The sequence below is a fragment of the Bradyrhizobium cytisi genome, assembly GCF_008123515.1.
GTDB classification, from domain to species: domain Bacteria; phylum Pseudomonadota; class Alphaproteobacteria; order Rhizobiales; family Xanthobacteraceae; genus Bradyrhizobium; species Bradyrhizobium cytisi.
Genome location: NZ_VSSR01000042.1, coordinates 281,161 through 298,429 on the forward strand (window position 1 = coordinate 281,161; position 17,269 = coordinate 298,429).

A 17,269-nucleotide genomic window follows, 5' to 3' on the forward strand; every position below is an offset into this window, starting at 1 on the left:
TTGAACAAGGACAGGGGAGGATCGACATGAGCGACGGCAAGACCGGACTGCAACTGCGTTCGCTGATCAAGAAGAGCGGAGAGCTCGAGATCCTGCTTCTGGACGTGCCGACCCCCGAGCCCGCGGATGACGAGGTCGTCGTCCGCATCGAGGCGGCGCCGATCAACCCGTCCGACCTCGGCCTGCTCGTCGGCGCTGCCGACATGAGCACGGCGAAGGCGTCTGGCACGAAAGAGGCGCCCGTCATCACCGCGAAGGTGCCTGATGGTGCGATGCGCGCAATGGGCGCGCGGCTCGACCAATCCCTGCCGGTCGGCAATGAGGGTGCCGGCGTCGTCATCAAGACCGGCTCGTCGGATGCGGCGAAGGCGCTGATGGGCAAGACCGTCGCGATGATCGGCGGTGCCATGTACGCGCAGTACCGGACCCTGAAGGCGAGGGACTGCCAGCCGTTGCCCGAGGGCACGACGGCGGCAGAGGGCGCATCCTGGTTCGTCAATCCGCTCACTGCGCTCGGCATGACCGAGACGATGCGGCGCGAAGGCCACAAGGCGCTGGTGCACACCGCAGCCGCCTCCAATCTCGGTCAGATGCTGAACAAGATCTGCATCAAGGACGGCATCGGGCTCGTCAACATCGTGCGCAGCAAGGAGCAGGCCGAGATCCTGAAGAAGATCGGCGCCAAGCATGTTGTCGATTCCAGCGTGCCTGATTTCCTCGACGATCTCACGGCTGCGCTGGTCGAGACCGGCGCGACCATCGCCTTCGATGCCATCGGCGGCGGCAAGCTCGCCGGCGACATCCTCAACTGCATGGAAATCGCGATCAACAAGACCGCGAAGGAATACAGCCGTTACGGCTCCAGCGTGCACAAGCAGGTTTACGTCTACGGCGCGCTCGATATCCGTCCGATCGAGCTGCCGCGCGGCTTCGGCATGGCTTGGGGCGTTGGCGGTTGGCTCTTGACTCCGTTCCTGCAGAAGATCGGACCTGCCGACATCGGACGGCTGCGTCAGCGCGTCGTGAGCGAATTAAAGACCACCTTTGCCAGCCACTACACCAAGGTGGTGTCGCTGCAGGAGGCGCTCGATCCCGCCAATATCGCGGTGTACGCCAAACGTGCCACCGGCGAAAAATTCCTCATCAATCCGAATAAATCTTCGTGATCGGCGACGGCAGGTTACCTAAAAGAGGTCTTGCCTTCTGAGCGCAGCGGGAGATTATTCCGCCGCGTTGAAAGCGGAAAAACCGTAACGCGCTCAGAAGGGGACATCTCCATGACCGATCTCAATCGCCGTCATCTGCTTGCAGGCGCCGCTGCAGTCGGCGCGGCCGCCGTCACGGGATTGCGACCAATCGCAACCAATGCCGCGGTGCCGCAAGCCGGCGCGCAGGCGCCGGGCTTCTACCGCTACAAGGTCGGCAGCTTCGAGTGCACCTCGATCAATGACGGCGCGCGCAGCTTCCCGATGCCGGACAAGTTCGTCGCCAACATTCCGAAGGAGGAAGCGCTCGCCGCTGCCGACGCCGCCTACATGCCGAAGGGCATGGTCACGGTACCGTTCAATCCGCAGCTCATCAACACCGGCTCCAAGCTCGTGCTGATCGATACCGGCAACGGCGTCGCCAATCTGGAGCCCAGCAAGGGCGCGGTCGGCCGCACCCTGCAAAACCTGCAGGCCGCCGGCGTCGATCCGAAGAGCATCGACATCGTGCTGCTGTCGCACCTGCATCCCGACCACACCAACGGCATCCGCCTGGCCGACGGCTCGCTCGCGTTCCCGAATGCCGAGATCATGGTGCCGGTGAAGGATTGGGAGTTCTGGACCAGCGAGGACAACGCCGCCAAGGCGCAATCCAGCGACATGATGAAGAACTACTTCGCCAACGTGAAGAAGACCTTCGCCGGCATCGAGTCCAAGGTGACGAAGTATGAATGGGGCAAGGAGGTCGCGCCCGGAATCACCTCGATCGCGACGCCCGGCCACACGCCCGGTCACACTTCGTTCGCGGTCGCCTCGGGCGACAAGAAGGTGCTGATCCAGTCCGACGTCACCAACATTCCCGAGCTTTTCTTGCGCAATCCGGACTGGCACGTGGCATTCGACACCGACGGCGCGCTGGCGCAGGAGACCCGCCACAAGTTCTACGACATGGCGGCAGCCGAGAAGGCGACCGTGGTCGGCTTCCACTTCACCTTCCCCTCGGTCGGCCATGTCGAGAAGGACGGCGCCAGGTATCGCCTGATCCCGTCGGCGTGGAATCCGACGATCTGATCCCGTTTGCAGATTTGCACGAAAGATCGGGCCGCCGCTTGGCGGCCCGGTTGTTTTGGACGACCATCTGCTTTCAAGAAACTCAGCGTTTCCAAATCGGGTCGGTTCATGCACTTGCATCCATCAGTCCGGATCGCTTAAGTGCTGCCGCGGAACTCTCGCTCCAGATCTCAAGGACAACCCATGGCCTACAATATCGTCGTGATCGCCGGCAGCCTGCGCAAGGACAGCTTCTCTCGGAAGATCGCCAATGCGCTGACCAAGCTCGCGCCGGCATCTCTCAAGCTCGAGGTCGTGACGCTCGGGGGCATCTCGTTCTTCAACCAGGATCTCGAAAGCGCGCCGCCGGCCGACTGGCTGGCTTTCCGCGAGAAGCTGCAGAAGTCCGACGGCGTCATCTTTGTCACGCCGGAATACAATCGCGCCATCCCGGGCGTGCTGAAGAACGCTATCGATGTCGCCTCACGGCCCTATGGCAAGAGCTCGTTCAACGGCAAGCCTGTCGGTATCATCTCCAACTCGCCGGGCCCGCTCGGTGGCGTCAGCGCCGCCAAGACGCTCCAGAACATCCTGCCGGGCATTGCCGGCCCGATCCTGCAGCAGCCCGAGATCTATCTGAATGCGGTCGGCGACGCTTTTGATGCCGAGGGCAATCTGGTCAAGGAGTCGCTCAAGCCCGTGCTCCAGGCCTACATCGACGCGTTCGCCGCGCACGTTGCCAAGCATCACGGCTGATACGGTTCGAGCCTCCGTCATGTCCGGGATAAACCAAGGATAAACCCGGGCATGACGGGTCCGTAATACGGGAAAGGGAAGATTAGCACTCCCTTAACCAAGCTGCCCCATCTTGCCAAAATGGTCTCTCGCGCCCGCCTCAAATCGGTCCTGACCGGTCTCGCCCTCTATGCGATGGCGGCCGCCATCGTCGGCTATTTCGGCGTCAACGCCTATACCGGCAAATACGGCCTCAACGCCCGCCAGGAGCTCGACCAGGAGATCATCGCGCTGACCAGCGAGCTCGCCCAGCTCAAGCGCGAGCGCGCCCGGAGCGAGCAGCGCGTCTCGCTGCTGCGCACTGAGAAGATCGATCCTGACATGCTGGATGAGCGGGCGCGGTTCCAGCTCGACTATGTCAATCCGCACGATCTCGTTCGGATGATCCCGCAGAACTGAATCGCTTGCCTTCCGCCGTCATCCGCATGTCAGAGTCTTAAGACAAGACAGCAAGCCCGGCATTGATGCGTTGCCGCGAAGATGGAGGCTTGTCATGACGAACGATCGTTCCCGACGGACGCTGCGTATTGGAGCGATGCTGTTCAGCGCGGCATTCCTGCCGCTGTCGATGGCATATGCACAGACCGCCTCGTCGCCATCAGGCGCAAAACCCTTCCTGACTGTTGACGGAAAGGCGCCGCTGATCCTCGGCCATCGCGGCGTGCCGGGGCTAGTGCCCGAAGAGACCGAGGCCTCGTATGACCTCGCCGCGGCGCTCGGAACCGACGCGCTCGAAGAGGACCTGCACCTGACCAAGGACTGCGTCCTGGTCGCGCGTCACAACCCCTGGCTCGCGGATAACACTGACGTGGCCGAGGTGGCGAAGACCAATGCGGCAGTCGCGGCCCGCAAGCGCACGGTGCCCGGCGTGCGTGTCAAGGCGCCTTCTCCCACCAACGGGCCCGCCGACTACCTCGTCGATCTCACCGATCCGGCCGATCCCAAATCGGTGCTGAAGTCATTGATCGTCGACGGCGAAGATCACACCAACGACTGGTCGATCACCGACTTCACCATGGCCGAGCTGAAGCAGTGGATCGGGGGCACCACTTACGATGCAGCCAATGAGCGGCCGAAGGTGTTCAACGGCAAATTCCCGGTTATCAGCTTCCAGGACATCCTCGATATCGCCAAGGCCAAGAGCAAGGAGACCGGGCGTCCCATCCTGGTCTATCCGGAAACCAAGAACCCGACCTGGAACAATGCGCAGGCCATCGCCAACGGCTGCGGCGCGCCGGGCAGCCATCCACTCGAGGATGCCCTAATCAAGATCATCAAGGACAACGGCCTCAACACCAAGGACGCGCCGATCCTGGTCCAGAGTTTCGAGCCCGGCAGCCTGAAATATATGCGCAGCCATGGCCTGGAGACGCGGCAGGTTCAGCTCATCGACGGCAACGGCATCGACTTCAAGACCGGCAAGGTCCTGCTCAACAACATCACCAACTCCCGTCCGTTCGACTGGACGGTGGCCGGTGACGCGCGCCTGTACGATGCGATGCTGACCCCGGTGGGCCTCGCCGAGATCAAGACCTATGCCGACGGCATCGGCCCGTGGAAGGCCTATATCGTTCCGCTCAAGATCGCGCCGTGGAAGGACAGCAATGCCGACGGCACGCCCTATAAGGCCTCGACGCCGGAGGCATCGACGCAGGAGGCAACCAGTCTGATCGCCGACGCGCACAAGCTCGGCCTATTCGTCCACGTCTTCACGTTCCGGAATGAGAAGAAATATCTCGCGGCCGACTATCACGCCGATCCGGCCCAGGAATATCTCAAATTTTTCCGTCTCGGCGTCGACGGGGTCTTCACCGACTTCACACACACCGGCGTTGCCGCCCGCGCAACGTATTTGCGAGAGCTCGGCTGGTGAGCCGAGCATTGCCAAAGCCGAATGTTGCCTGATCAAGCCCAAAGATTTTGCAAAATTTCGGCCACGTTGCAGTGCGGCATAATGAAAGTCGTGCCATGTCGCTGCGGTGCTTTCACACGCGATTGAGTTGGGTTAGAGAGGGCTTAGTTTTCTCTGACCCGGAATTCCCATGGCCGCCCCCAAGAAAGCCGCCGCAAGCAGCCCACAAGACAAGACCGACGGCGGTTCGCCCCCGGAGTTCACCAGGGAGCAGGAGCTGAAGGCGCTCCGCGACATGTTGCTGATCCGGCGATTCGAGGAAAAGGCCGGTCAGCTCTACGGCATGGGCGCGATCGGCGGCTTCTGCCACCTTTATATCGGCCAGGAGGCCGTGGTGGTCGGCATGCAGATGGCCCTGAAGCAGGGCGATCAGGTCATCACCGGCTATCGCGATCACGGACATATGCTTGCCACCGGCATGGAAGCCAACGGCGTGATGGCCGAGCTCACCGGCCGCCGCGGCGGCTATTCCAAGGGCAAGGGCGGCTCCATGCACATGTTCAGCAAGGAGAAGCACTTTTACGGCGGCCACGGCATCGTCGGCGCCCAGGTCTCGCTCGGCACCGGTCTCGCCTTCGCCAACAATTATCGCAGCAATGGCAATGTCAGCGTCACCTATTTCGGCGACGGCGCGGCCAACCAGGGCCAGGTCTATGAGAGCTTCAACATGGCGGAGCTCTGGAAGCTGCCGGTGATCTTCGTCATCGAGAACAACCGCTACGCCATGGGCACCTCGGTCTCGCGCGCCTCCGCGCAGCAGGATTTCTCCAAGCGCGGCGCCTCTTTCAACATCCCCGGAATGCAGGTTGACGGCATGGACGTCCGCGCGGTCAAGGCTGCGGCTGATGAAGCTGCCGCCTGGTGCCGCTCCGGCAAGGGCCCGATGATCCTGGAGATGCAGACGTACCGCTATCGCGGCCACTCGATGTCCGATCCTGCCAAGTACCGCACGCGCGAGGAGGTCGAGAAGGTTCGCCACGACCAGGATCCGATCGAGCAGGTGCGCAACCGACTGCTCGCGGCCAAGGTCAGCGAGGCCGACCTCAAGGCGATCGACGCCGGAGTGCGCGACATCGTCAACGCGTCCGCCGACTTTGCCCAGCACGATCCCGAGCCGGATGCCGCCGAGCTCTGGACCGACGTTTACCGCTGAAACGCGCGCAAGCTTTCTTTTGGAGAAGATATGCCAATTCAAGTGCTGATGCCCGCGTTGTCGCCCACGATGGAAAAGGGCAACCTTGCCAAATGGCTGAAAAAAGAGGGCGAGACGATCAAGTCCGGCGACGTGATCGCCGAGATCGAGACCGACAAGGCCACCATGGAGGTCGAGGCGACCGATGAGGGCACGCTCGGCAAGATCCTGATCCCCGAGGGCACCGCCGACGTCGCCGTCAACACGCCGATCGCGACCATCCTCGCCGACGGCGAGAGTGCCGCCGATCTGGCCAAGGCGCCCGCGCCGGCCAAGCAGGAGAAGGCTGCGGAATCCGCACCTCCCGCCGCTGCCAAGGCCGAAGCGCCCGCGCCAAAGGCCGCGCCTGCGCCGCAGGCCGTCGCCGAGCCAGATCCCGAAGTGCCTGCCGGCACCGAGATGGTGACGCAGACCATCCGCGAAGCGCTGCGCGACGCCATGGCCGAAGAGATGCGCCGCGACGCCGACGTCTTCGTGATGGGCGAGGAGGTCGCCGAATATCAGGGCGCCTACAAGGTCACCCAGGGCCTGCTCCAGGAATTCGGCGCCAGGCGTGTCATCGACACCCCGATCACCGAGCATGGCTTTGCCGGTGTCGGGGTCGGCGCGGCCATGACCGGCCTGAAGCCGATCGTCGAGTTCATGACCTTCAACTTCGCCATGCAGGCGATCGACCAGATCATCAACTCTGCGGCCAAGACGCTCTATATGTCCGGCGGACAGATGGGCTGCTCAATCGTGTTCCGCGGACCGAACGGCGCGGCTGCGCGCGTCGCCGCCCAGCACAGCCAGGATTACGCGTCCTGGTACTCGAACATTCCGGGTCTCAAGGTGGTCGCGCCGTTCTCGGCCGCCGACTACAAGGGTCTGCTCAAGGCCGCGATCCGCGATCCCAATCCGGTGATCTTCCTCGAGAACGAGATGCTCTACGGCCACACCGGTGAAGTGCCGAAGCTCGACGACTTCGTGATCCCGATCGGCAAGGCGCGGATCGTACGCTCGGGCAGCCATGTCACGATCATCTCCTGGTCGAACGGCATGTCCTATGCGCTCAAGGCCGCCGACGAGCTCGCCAAGGAGGGCATCGAGGCCGAGGTGATCGATTTGCGCACGCTGCGCCCGATGGACACCGAGACGATCATCAACTCTGTCAAGAAGACGGGCCGTGCCGTCACGGTGGAGGAGGGCTGGGCCCAGAGCGGCGTCGGCGCCGAGATCGCTGCGCGCATCATGGAGAACGCCTTCGACTATCTGGATGCGCCGGTCGCCCGCGTCACCGGCAAGGACGTGCCGATGCCCTATGCGGCAAACCTGGAGAAGCTTGCGCTGCCCTCGGCGGCTGAAGTGGTCGAGGCCGCCAAAGCTGTCTGCTACAGGTAGGCCATGGCGGGCCCGAAGGAGCAGCCATTGCCGCCCGACGTCCTCGCCCGCGACGACGCGGTCGAGATCCTGCGCGTGTTCGTGCTGGATGGCGGGCTGTCGATGGCGTTCCAGCGCGCCTTCGAAGAGCCCGACATGTGGGGCCTGCTGCTCGTCGATCTCGCTCGTCACGCCGCGCGCGCCTATGCGCGCGAGAGCGAATACACCGAGGAAGACGCGATGAACCGGATCCTCGAGATGTTCCAGGCGGAAATCGAACGTCCCACCGACACCGGCACCACGACCCCGCGCGGAAAGGGACACTGACCGTGGCGATCGAATCCCACCATTACGATCTCATGCTGGAGGCGATCCGCGAAGCGGAAGCCTCGATTGCGCAAGGCGGCCTGCCGATCGGCGCCGTGCTGACGCGCGACAACAAGATCATCGCCCGCGGTCATAACAACCGCGTGCAGGAGAACAACCCGATCCTTCATGGCGAGATGAGCTGCCTGCGCGAAGCCGGTGCGATCTCGTTCCATGACACCGTCATGTACACCACGTTGTCGCCGTGCTCGATGTGTGCCGGCGCGCTCGCCTTGTTCAAGGTTCAGCTGGTGGTGATCGGGGAATCCGTCACCTTCGAGGGCTCCAAGGATATTCTCGACAAGTTCGGAATCCCCTGGCTCGACCTTGCCGACGACCGCTCCATCGCCATGATGAAGAATTGGCGTTCCATCCCTGCCAATGAGCGCCTGTGGCAGGGCGACATCGGCAACTAAACCTGGTCTGTTCGTCTTCGCTGTCGGAGACGACGTTTTGCAAAATTCTTCTTGAGGTCAGCATGCCCATCAACATCCTGATGCCCGCTCTTTCGCCGACGATGGAGAAGGGCAACCTCGCCAAGTGGCTGAAGAAGGAAGGCGACAAGGTCAAATCCGGCGATATCATCGCCGAGATCGAGACCGACAAGGCGACCATGGAGGTCGAGGCCATCGACGAGGGCACGATCGCCAGGATCCTCGTGCCCGAGGGCACGCAGGACGTCCCGGTCAACGACGTGATCGCGGTGCTCGCCGGCGAAGGCGAGGACGTGAAGGCCGCTGGTGCCGCCAAGCCCAGCGCGTCGGCCGCGCCTCCGAAAGCCGCTGCTGCACCGGCTGCCGCTCCTGCGCCTGCCGCCCCCAAGGCTCCGCCGCCTGCTGCCGCTGCTTCGGCGCCGCAGGCCGCTGCTGCACCGGCTGCGCAGAGCAACGGCCAGGGCGGCCGCGTGTTCTCCTCGCCGCTGGCGCGCCGCATCGCCAAGGAAGTTGGCATCGATGTCGGCATGGTCATCGGCACCGGTCCGCACGGCCGCGTCGTTGCGCGCGACGTCGAGCAGGCCAAGTCCGGCAAGGGTCTCAAGGCACCCGCCGCGGCGCCGTCCGGTGTACCCTCGATCGCGCCGACCATGTCCGACAAGCAGATCCTGTCGCTATTCGAGCCTGGCTCCTACGAGGTCGTCCCGCATGACGGCATGCGCCGCACCATCGCGCAACGCCTGACCGCCTCGATCCAGAACGTCCCGCACTTCTACCTGACCATCGACTGCGACATCGGCAAGCTGCTCGCCGCGCGCGAGGAGATCAATGCGGCTGCTCCGAAGGACAAGGAGAAGAAGCCGCTCTACAAGATCTCGGTCAACGACTTCGTCATCAAGGCGATGGCGGTCGCGCTCCAGAAGATTCCGAACTGCAATGTGAGCTGGACCGAAAGCGGCATGGTCAAGCATCATCATTCCGACGTCGGCGTCGCGGTGGCGATGCCCGGCGGCCTGATCACGCCGATCATCCGCAAGGCCGAGACCAAGACGCTCTCCACCATCTCCAACGAGATGAAGGATTTCGCCGCGCGCGCCCGCTCGCGCAAACTGAAGCCGGAAGAGTACCAGGGCGGCACCACGGCCGTCTCCAACCTCGGCATGTTCGGCATCAGCCACTTCACCGCCGTGATCAATCCGCCGCACGCCACCATTTTGGCGGTCGGCACCAGCGAGGAGCGGCCCGTCGTGCGCGGCGGCAAGATCGAGATCGCGAACATGATGAGCGTGACGCTGTCCTGCGATCACCGCGCCATCGACGGTGCGCTCGGCGCCGAGCTGATCGGCGCCTTCAAGCAGCTGATCGAAAATCCCGTCATGATGATGGTGTGAGCCGAGAACGGTGGATACGTAGGGTGGGCAAAGGCGCAAGGCGCCGTGCCCACCTTATTTCATAGCGTTAGACGGCGGTGGGCACGCTTCGCTTTGCCCACCCTACGAATTTAAGTTGAATGGGAGCCGCAATGGCCGACACATCCTTCGACGTCATCATCATCGGCTCCGGTCCCGGCGGCTATGTCACCGCGATCCGCGCCGCCCAGCTCGGTCTCAAGACCGCGATCGTCGAGAAAGCCTATCTCGGTGGCATCTGTCTGAATTGGGGCTGCATCCCGACCAAGGCGCTGCTACGCTCCGCCGAGATCTACCACTACATGCAGCATGCCAAGGATTACGGCCTGTCAGCTGAGAAGGTGTCGTTCGATCCGAAGGCGGTGGTGCAGCGTTCGCGCGGCGTCTCCAAGCGGCTGAACGACGGCGTCGGCTTCCTGATGAAGAAGAACAAGGTGAACGTGATCTGGGGCGCCGCCTCGATCGATGCCCCCGGCAACGTCACCGTGAAGAAGTCCGACGTCGAGGCACCGAAGGGGACCCTCGGCGAGGGGAGCTACCAGGCCAAGCACATCATCGTCGCGACCGGCGCGCGTCCGCGCGTGCTGCCGGGGCTCGAGCCCGACAAGAAGCTGATCTGGACCTATTTCGAGGCGATGGTGCCGGAGAAGATGCCGAAGTCGCTGCTGGTGGTCGGCTCGGGCGCGATCGGCATCGAGTTCGCCTCGTTCTTCCACACCATGGGTTCTGACGTCACCGTCGTCGAGGTGCTGCCTCAGATCCTTCCCGTCGAGGACGCCGAGATCGCAGGCCTCGCCCGCAAGCGCCTGGAGAAGCAGGGCATCAAGATCATGTCCTCGACCAAGGTGACCAAGCTCGAGAAGAAGGCCGACAGCGTCGTCGCCACGATTGATGACGGCAAGGGCAAGCCGGCCACGACCGAGTTCGAGCGCGTGATCTCGGCGGTCGGCGTGGTCGGCAATATCGAAAATCTCGGGCTCGAAAAGCTTGGCGTCAAAACCGACCGCGGCTGCATCGTGATCGACGGCTACGGTAAGACCAACGTCCCCGGCATCTATGCCATCGGCGATGTCGCCGGCCCCCCGATGCTCGCGCACAAGGCCGAGCATGAAGGCGTGATCTGCGTCGAGGCGATCAAGGGCCTGCATCCGCACCCCATGGACAAGAACCTGATCCCGGGTTGCACCTATTGCCAGCCGCAGGTTGCCTCCGTCGGTCTCACCGAAGCCAAGGCCAAGGAAAACGGCCGTGAGATCCGCGTCGGCCGCTTCCCGTTCGTCGGCAACGGCAAGGCCATCGCGCTTGGCGAGGATCAGGGCCTGGTCAAGGTCATCTTCGACAAGAAGACTGGCCAGCTGCTCGGTGCCCACATGGTCGGCGCTGAAGTGACCGAGCTGATCCAAGGCTACGTCGTTGCCATGAATCTGGAGACGACGGAAGAAGAGCTGATGCACACGGTGTTCCCGCATCCGACCCTGTCGGAAATGATGAAGGAAGCCGTGCTGGATGCTTATGGGCGAGTGCTGAATATTTGAGGGGCGCCATCGCCGCCCACCGCTCGCAATGACGAGCGGCGAGAGCCGTTTGCAAAATAAGAAGGAAATCACCCATGCATGACAACGACAATCTGACCATCGAGCGCCCGACCTTCGTCACGCATCTGGAATGCGCGATGGAAGGCGATCATTATGCCGCCGACCAGGTCCACAACCTTTCCAAGGCCGGCAAGCCGCTGCTGGTGCGCTACGACCTCGCCGGTGTGAAGAAGGCGCTGACCAAGGACGCGCTTAGCGAGCGTCCCGCCGACATGTGGCGCTATCGCGAGCTGCTGCCGGTGCGCAAATGCAAGGACATCGTCTCGCTCGGCGAAGTCACCACGCCGCTGATCCGGCTGCCCAAGCTCGGCCAGAAGCTCGGCGGCGGCGAGATCATCGTGAAGGACGAGGGTCGGCTGCCGACCGGCTCGTTCAAGGCGCGCGGCCTCGTGATGGCGGTGTCGATGGGCAAGGCGCTCGGCATCAAGCATATGGCGATGCCGACCAACGGCAACGCCGGTGCGGCGCTCGCGGCCTATGCAACCTCCTGCGGCATCAAGACCACGATCTTCTGCCCGGCCGATACGCCCGAGGTGAATGTCAGTGAGATCGAGCTGCAGGGCGCGACCGTTTATCGCGTCAACGGCTATATCGACGATTGCGGCAAGATCGTTGGCGAGGGCAAAGCAAAAGTGGGCTGGTTCGACACCTCGACCTTGAAAGAGCCGTACCGCATCGAAGGCAAGAAGACGATGGGTCTCGAGCTCGCCGAGCAGCTCGGCTGGGACGTGCCCGACGTGATCTTCTATCCGACCGGCGGCGGCACCGGCCTGATCGGTATGTGGAAGGCCTTCGACGAGCTGGAGAAGATCGGCTTCATCGGCTCGAAGCGCCCGCGCATGGTCGCGGTGCAGGCTTCGGGCTGTGCGCCGATGGTGCGCGCCTATGAGGCCGGCACCGAGCACGCCACGCGCTGGGAGGATGCCCACACCATCGCGTCCGGCATCCGCGTGCCGCAGGCGATCGGCGACTTCCTGATTTTGCGCGCGGTGCGGCAGAGCAAGGGATTTGCCATCGCGGTCGACGACGACAAGATCTCGGCGGCGCTGAACGAAGTGGCGCGCGAGGAGGGGCTGTTGCTGTGCCCGGAGGGCGCCGCGACCTATGCCGCCTACAAGGACAGCCTCGCCGACGGCCGCGTCAGCAAGACCGACCGCGTGATGCTGTTCAACTGCGCGACCGGCCTGAAATACCCGCTGCCGCCGGTCACCCGCACGCTCGATCGCCACAAGCCGATCGACTACACACAGTTCTAGCGCGTCATTTCATCTCTTCACGAACGACCTCTCTTCCCGTACGCGGGAAGAGATAAAAGCAAAAACGACATCGCCGGGGAGAACACAATGAACAAGGCCGTCTGGGCTGCGCTGATCGGCATTGTCGCGTTCACGGGCGCCGTGCGCGCCGACGATTATCCGTCGCATCCCATCACCATCATCGTGCCCTTCGCAGCTGGCGGTCCGTCGGATGCAATGGCGCGCGTGCTCGCCGAGCGCATGCGCACCTCGCTCGGCCAGCCCTTGGTGATCGAGAACGTCACCGGCGCCGGCGGCTCGATCGGGGTGGGGCGCGCCGTGCACTCGCCGCCGGACGGCTACACCATCTCCTTCGGCCATCTCGGCACCCACGTCGCCAACGGCGCCGTCTACAAGCTCAATTACGATCTCGTCTCCGATCTCGAGCCGGTGGTGCTGCTGCCGAGCAACCCGATGATCGTGGTCAGCAAGAACGCGGTGCCCGCAACCTCGCTGAAGGAGCTGCTGGCTTGGCTGAAATCGCGGCCGTCGCCGCCGACGGCCGGCACGGCTGGCGCCGGCTCCGGCAGCCACATCGCCGGCGTCTATTTCGAGAGCATCTCCGGCATCAAGCTGCAGTACGTGCCGTATCGCGGCACCGCGCCCGCACTGAACGATCTGATCGCCGGCCAGATCGATGTCATCGTCGACCAGACCTCCAACTCCATCAACCAGGTGCGGGCCGGCACCATCCGCGCCTACGCCATCACCGACGACAAGCGCCTGGCTTCGGCGCCCGACATCCCGACCGCGGATGAAGCGGGCCTGAAGGGCTTCAACATGACGCTGTGGTCGGGCCTGTGGGTGCCGAAGGGCACGCCGAAGGAGATCGTCACCAAGCTCAATGCGGCGGCCGTAGAAGCGCTGAACGATCCTGCCGTGAAGAAGCAGCTCGAGGGCCAGGGCCTGGAGATGACGCCGCAGGATCAGCTCACGCCCGAAGCCCTCGGCGCGCGCCAGAAGGCCGAGATCGCAAAATGGTGGCCGATCATCAAGGCCGCCAACATCACGGTGGATTGAGCGCCTTATCGCCGGGGCTCGGCGCCGGCGTATCACGTCTCGGTTTTATCGGAGCCGGACAGAGCCATACGCAGACATTCAAGCAGAGCCGGCGTGGAGAAGGGCTTCGCGAGAAAGCAGATAGCGCCCGCCTTCAGCGCGCGGTCGCGCACGGCATCGTCGGGAAAGGCCGTCATGAAGATGAACGGCGTGTGATGACCGAGGCTGCGCATGTGCATCAAGAGCTCAACGCCGCCCATGACCGCCATCTGCACATCCGCGATCACGCAGGACGTTGTCTTCAGTTCGGCCGATTGAAGAAATTCGTCAGCGGAGCGAAAGATGTTGACCGTGTATCCCCGCGACGTCAGCAGATTGTTCGTCGCAAGGCGGACTGATCGATCATCGTCAATGACGGAAATAGCCGAGGGGATTGACAAGATGATCGCTCCTGATCGGGGAGCCGCCGATCACGGTGCCGCACCTGGCGGAAGGTGGGCTCTTGGAGCGAGCTTGAAAAGCATACTTAGGTTTGCACCTTTCCCCCCGGGCGTGAGATTCCGAGCGCCTCCACCATTCTGACGAGGTCGGCCAACGACTTGGCGCCCATTTTCCGCATGATCTGTCCGCGATAGATCTTGACGGTAATCTCTGCCAATCCGAGCTCGGCAGCGACTTGCTTGTTCATCAGACCGGACGCCACCAGGATGAGGATGTCGCGCTGGCGCGCGCTCAAACCCTCGAAGCGGGACCGCACTCCCGCGACCGACTCCTCGATATTGCGCCGCCTGCGATCCCGTTCGATCGCCGCCTGAACCGCATCCAGCATGTCCTGGTCGCGCACCGGCTTGGTCAGAAAATCGATGGCGCCGCTCTTCATGGCCCTGACGGTCATCGGAATATCGCCATGACCGGTGATGAAGATAATGGGCGTGTGAATGTTCGCCTTCGCGAGGTCCGACTGCAGGTCAAATCCGCTCGAGCCCGGCAGGCGGATGTCGAGCACAAGGCAGCTGGGGACCGCCGGTGGCTTGGCTTCCATGATCTCCGCCGCGGAGCCGAAAGCCTCGACCCTGAGGCCGACGGATTGAAAGAGGTTCGTGAGCGCACGGCGCATCGATGGATCGTCATCGACGATCAAGACGATCGCATCGTCGACGCTTGTCCGCGCCGTCGCGGCCTTGGGAAGGTCGGTCACGACGTGTTCTCGGTCGGCAAGGGCAGGGCAATCTGGAATGTTGCACCGCTCCCGTCATTGGGGAAGGCCGAGAGCCGGCCCGCGTGAGCCTCGATGATCGATCGGCAGATCGACAGTCCCATCCCCAGGCCGCTCGGCTTTGTCGTGAAGAAAGGTGTGAAGATGCGCTCCGTCGCGCCGTTGCCAAGGCCAACTCCGCGATCTGTCACGGTCACGAGCATGCGGCCTTCGCCGTGCTCGCTCACCTGGCTGGAGCGGATCGCAAGCTCGCGCGGGCGTTCCACATTGGCGTGCATGGCTTCAATCCCGTTCATGACCAGATTGATCAGCACCTGCTGCAGCTGGATCCGGTCGCCGCAAACCCGGGGCAGGGCGGACGCCAGCTCCATTCGCACCGACACAGCATGGGTGGCAAGCTCGCGCCGAACGAGCGCCACGGTCTCCCTGACGAGCTGGTTCATGTCGAGTGGAGCCATCTCGATCTCGGTCTTCTTGGCAAGCGCTCTGATCCGGCGGATCACCTCGCTGGCGCGATTGGCGTCCTCGACGATCCATTCCACGGAACGGCGCGCGGCATTCAGTTCGACCGGCTCGCGGTCGATCCATCCGATGCAGGCATCCGCATTGGAGATCACGGCGGCTAAGGGTTGATTGATCTCGTGGGCAATCGAGGCCGCGAGTTCGCCGAGCATCGTGACGCGCGTGATGTGAGCAAGCTCGGCTTGCGCTTTGCGCAGTGCTTCTTCGGCCTGCTCGGCACGGATCGCCGCCGTCACGTCGCTGCTGACGCCACGATAGCCGAGAAAGCTGCCGTTCGCATCGTGCAAGGGCTTGCCGCTGGTGCGCACGTAGATTGGAGATCCGTTGCGATCCTTGCTTCGGTACACCAGGTCGCGAAACGGAAGATGGGCATCGAGCGTCGCGCGATGCCGCTCCCACTTCTCGGGCTCGAGCTCGGCGTCGGGCGGAATGTCCCAACGGGCGAGACCGATCACGCCCGTGGGCACGGCACCGGCCGTATCGGCATGTTCCGAGATCCGTGTGATACGGTGGTCCGGCCCGGTCTCCCAAAACCAGTCCGATGCGGTTTCGGCATAGTCGCGGAATCGCTGCTCGGATTGCTTGAGTTCGTCAAAGGCCTTTCGCAGCGCTTGTTTTGCAGCAAACTGCTCGGTGACGTCCACGTGGGTGCCGATGATTTCCATCACATCGCCGTCCCCGCCGATGACGGGATGCCCCTCCGTATGAACGTGTCTTACCGAACCGTCCGGACGCATAATCCGAAAATCAACTTCGAAAGGCTGCTTTTGCTGGATTGCCTGACGTTCCATATCGACAATCCGGCCAAAGTCTTCGGCGAGGATCCGCTGTTGGAAAGCCCGTGCCGACAGATCGATCTGGTCCGGGTCGAATCCAAACAAGCGGTAGAGTTCGGCCGATCGGTAAGCGAACTCCTGGCGACGCACGTCCCAGGCCCAGCTGCTGGTATGGCTGAGGCGCTGGGCTTCGGTCAAATAGGCCTCGCTGCGGCGCAACCTCTGTTCCGCTTCCTTTGCAGTCGTGACGTCAGTGACGGCTCCGACAAACTCGATGTACCCGGATCCATGTCTCACCGCGCGCGCCACGGAATGGAGATATTTGATTGATCCATCGGGCATCAGCAGGCGATATTCATGGTCGAAATCCTCCACGTCGCGGAAGGCGCGATCGAGGGTCTTGCTGACCGCATCGCGATCTTCCGGATGGATGCGCTGGAAAACGAAATCCAGGGTCGGCCTCACCTCCGGGTCACATTGGAAGATGCGAAAGGTCTCCCTGGACCAGACGGCCTCGCGGGTTGCCAGACTCAAGCCGAAGCTGCCGGTGCGGCTCAATTCCTGAGCTTGGGCAAGGTAGGCCTCGCTCTGTCGCAGCGCATCCTCCGCCTCCTTGCGCTGGGTGATGTTCTCGCAGGCGACCAGCACGAGGGGCGTACCGTCGCCGCGCAGCATGGCCTTGGCGTTTTCACGGACCCAGAGAACCGAGCCGTCCTTCCGGATCTTGCGAATCTCCCAGGTGTGCGACTGGTCCACGGTTTCCAGGCACAGCCCGACACAGCGACGGACGAAATCGCGGTCCTCTTCGAAGAAGACGTTCAGCACGGATTGGCCGGTCAGCTCGGCCGCGGTGTAGCCTAGTTGCGCGGCGCCAAATGGATTCACGTTGAGCACCGTTCCGGCGGGATCGACCATGAAGTACATGACCGGATTGTGCTCGAACACCTGTCGCCATTGCTTTACGGCGTCGCGCAGGTCGGCGTTATCCTGCCGCCGGCCTTCTCCAGCCGCGGGCTCGTCTTTCGCTGCATTGCCGAGAGATCGAAGCGCCGCAAGGCCGCCGAGCAGGAATTGCGCGGCCGAGTTCCCTAATTTTGCGATCTGGCCAGGCATCATCGCAGGCGTCCCGGCCCGCTTGGGGGCA

16 protein-coding genes are annotated in these 17,269 nt (G+C 63.2%); 13 read left to right on the top strand and 3 right to left on the bottom strand.

The annotated features are described in order from the left end of the window. Positions 1-26 precede the first annotated feature (26 nt). From FXB38_RS25755 to FXB38_RS25815, 13 genes are all read left to right on the top strand, one after another. Positions 27-1,166 carry a zinc-binding dehydrogenase gene (locus FXB38_RS25755; protein WP_148753734.1) on the top strand — a complete coding sequence of 380 codons (1,140 nt, stop codon included), beginning with the start codon at positions 27-29 and terminating at the stop codon, positions 1,164-1,166. Positions 1,167-1,277: 111 nt separating this feature from the next. After that, complete coding sequence (locus tag FXB38_RS25760) at positions 1,278-2,276, top strand: MBL fold metallo-hydrolase (protein WP_148753735.1); 999 nt, start codon at positions 1,278-1,280, stop codon at positions 2,274-2,276. Between the two features lie 183 nt (positions 2,277-2,459). After that, positions 2,460-3,011, top strand: a complete 552-nt coding sequence (locus FXB38_RS25765; RefSeq protein ID WP_148753736.1) for an NADPH-dependent FMN reductase — start codon at positions 2,460-2,462, stop codon at positions 3,009-3,011. A 120-nt stretch (positions 3,012-3,131) separates the two neighbouring features. Continuing rightward, on the top strand, positions 3,132-3,449 hold the full coding sequence (locus tag FXB38_RS25770) for an FtsB family cell division protein (protein WP_148753737.1): 318 nt from the start codon (positions 3,132-3,134) through the stop codon (positions 3,447-3,449). A 94-nt stretch (positions 3,450-3,543) separates the two neighbouring features. Continuing rightward, positions 3,544-4,923: a glycerophosphodiester phosphodiesterase family protein gene (locus FXB38_RS25775; RefSeq protein WP_246230133.1), complete on the top strand. Its 1,380-nt coding sequence runs from the start codon at positions 3,544-3,546 to the stop codon at positions 4,921-4,923. A 169-nt stretch (positions 4,924-5,092) separates the two neighbouring features. Further along, complete coding sequence (gene pdhA, locus FXB38_RS25780; protein WP_148753738.1) at positions 5,093-6,115, top strand: pyruvate dehydrogenase (acetyl-transferring) E1 component subunit alpha; 1,023 nt, start codon at positions 5,093-5,095, stop codon at positions 6,113-6,115. A gap of 30 nt (positions 6,116-6,145) precedes the next feature. Further along, positions 6,146-7,534 (top strand): pyruvate dehydrogenase complex E1 component subunit beta, encoded by a 1,389-nt coding sequence (locus FXB38_RS25785; RefSeq protein WP_148753739.1) that lies wholly within the window; start codon positions 6,146-6,148, stop codon positions 7,532-7,534. Positions 7,535-7,537: 3 nt separating this feature from the next. Continuing rightward, complete coding sequence (locus FXB38_RS25790; protein WP_015685879.1) at positions 7,538-7,840, top strand: DUF5076 domain-containing protein; 303 nt, start codon at positions 7,538-7,540, stop codon at positions 7,838-7,840. A gap of 2 nt (positions 7,841-7,842) precedes the next feature. Then, positions 7,843-8,295: a nucleoside deaminase gene (locus FXB38_RS25795; RefSeq protein WP_148753740.1), complete on the top strand. Its 453-nt coding sequence runs from the start codon at positions 7,843-7,845 to the stop codon at positions 8,293-8,295. A gap of 62 nt (positions 8,296-8,357) precedes the next feature. Beyond that, positions 8,358-9,704, top strand: a complete 1,347-nt coding sequence (locus FXB38_RS25800) for a pyruvate dehydrogenase complex dihydrolipoamide acetyltransferase (RefSeq protein WP_148753741.1) — start codon at positions 8,358-8,360, stop codon at positions 9,702-9,704. Positions 9,705-9,835: 131 nt separating this feature from the next. Continuing rightward, on the top strand, positions 9,836-11,257 hold the full coding sequence (gene lpdA, locus FXB38_RS25805) for a dihydrolipoyl dehydrogenase (protein ID WP_148753742.1): 1,422 nt from the start codon (positions 9,836-9,838) through the stop codon (positions 11,255-11,257). Positions 11,258-11,331: 74 nt separating this feature from the next. Beyond that, positions 11,332-12,573 carry a threonine synthase gene (locus FXB38_RS25810; RefSeq protein ID WP_148753743.1) on the top strand — a complete coding sequence of 414 codons (1,242 nt, stop codon included), beginning with the start codon at positions 11,332-11,334 and terminating at the stop codon, positions 12,571-12,573. A gap of 87 nt (positions 12,574-12,660) precedes the next feature. Then, positions 12,661-13,632, top strand: a complete 972-nt coding sequence (locus tag FXB38_RS25815) for a tripartite tricarboxylate transporter substrate binding protein BugD (protein ID WP_148753744.1) — start codon at positions 12,661-12,663, stop codon at positions 13,630-13,632. Positions 13,633-13,664: 32 nt separating this feature from the next. Here the strand turns inward: FXB38_RS25815 and FXB38_RS25820 are convergent, their stop codons facing one another. From FXB38_RS25820 to FXB38_RS25830, 3 genes are all read right to left on the bottom strand, one after another. After that, entirely contained in the window at positions 13,665-14,051 is a 387-nt protein-coding gene (locus tag FXB38_RS25820) for a response regulator transcription factor (RefSeq protein ID WP_187435143.1), read from the bottom strand. Positions 14,052-14,137: 86 nt separating this feature from the next. Further along, positions 14,138-14,728 carry a response regulator transcription factor gene (locus tag FXB38_RS25825; protein WP_430640189.1) on the bottom strand — a complete coding sequence of 197 codons (591 nt, stop codon included), beginning with the start codon at positions 14,726-14,728 and terminating at the stop codon, positions 14,138-14,140. A 77-nt stretch (positions 14,729-14,805) separates the two neighbouring features. Then, positions 14,806-17,241, bottom strand: coding sequence for a PAS domain-containing sensor histidine kinase (locus tag FXB38_RS25830; protein WP_148753746.1), 2,436 nt, complete (start codon positions 17,239-17,241; stop codon positions 14,806-14,808). Positions 17,242-17,269 lie beyond the last annotated feature (28 nt).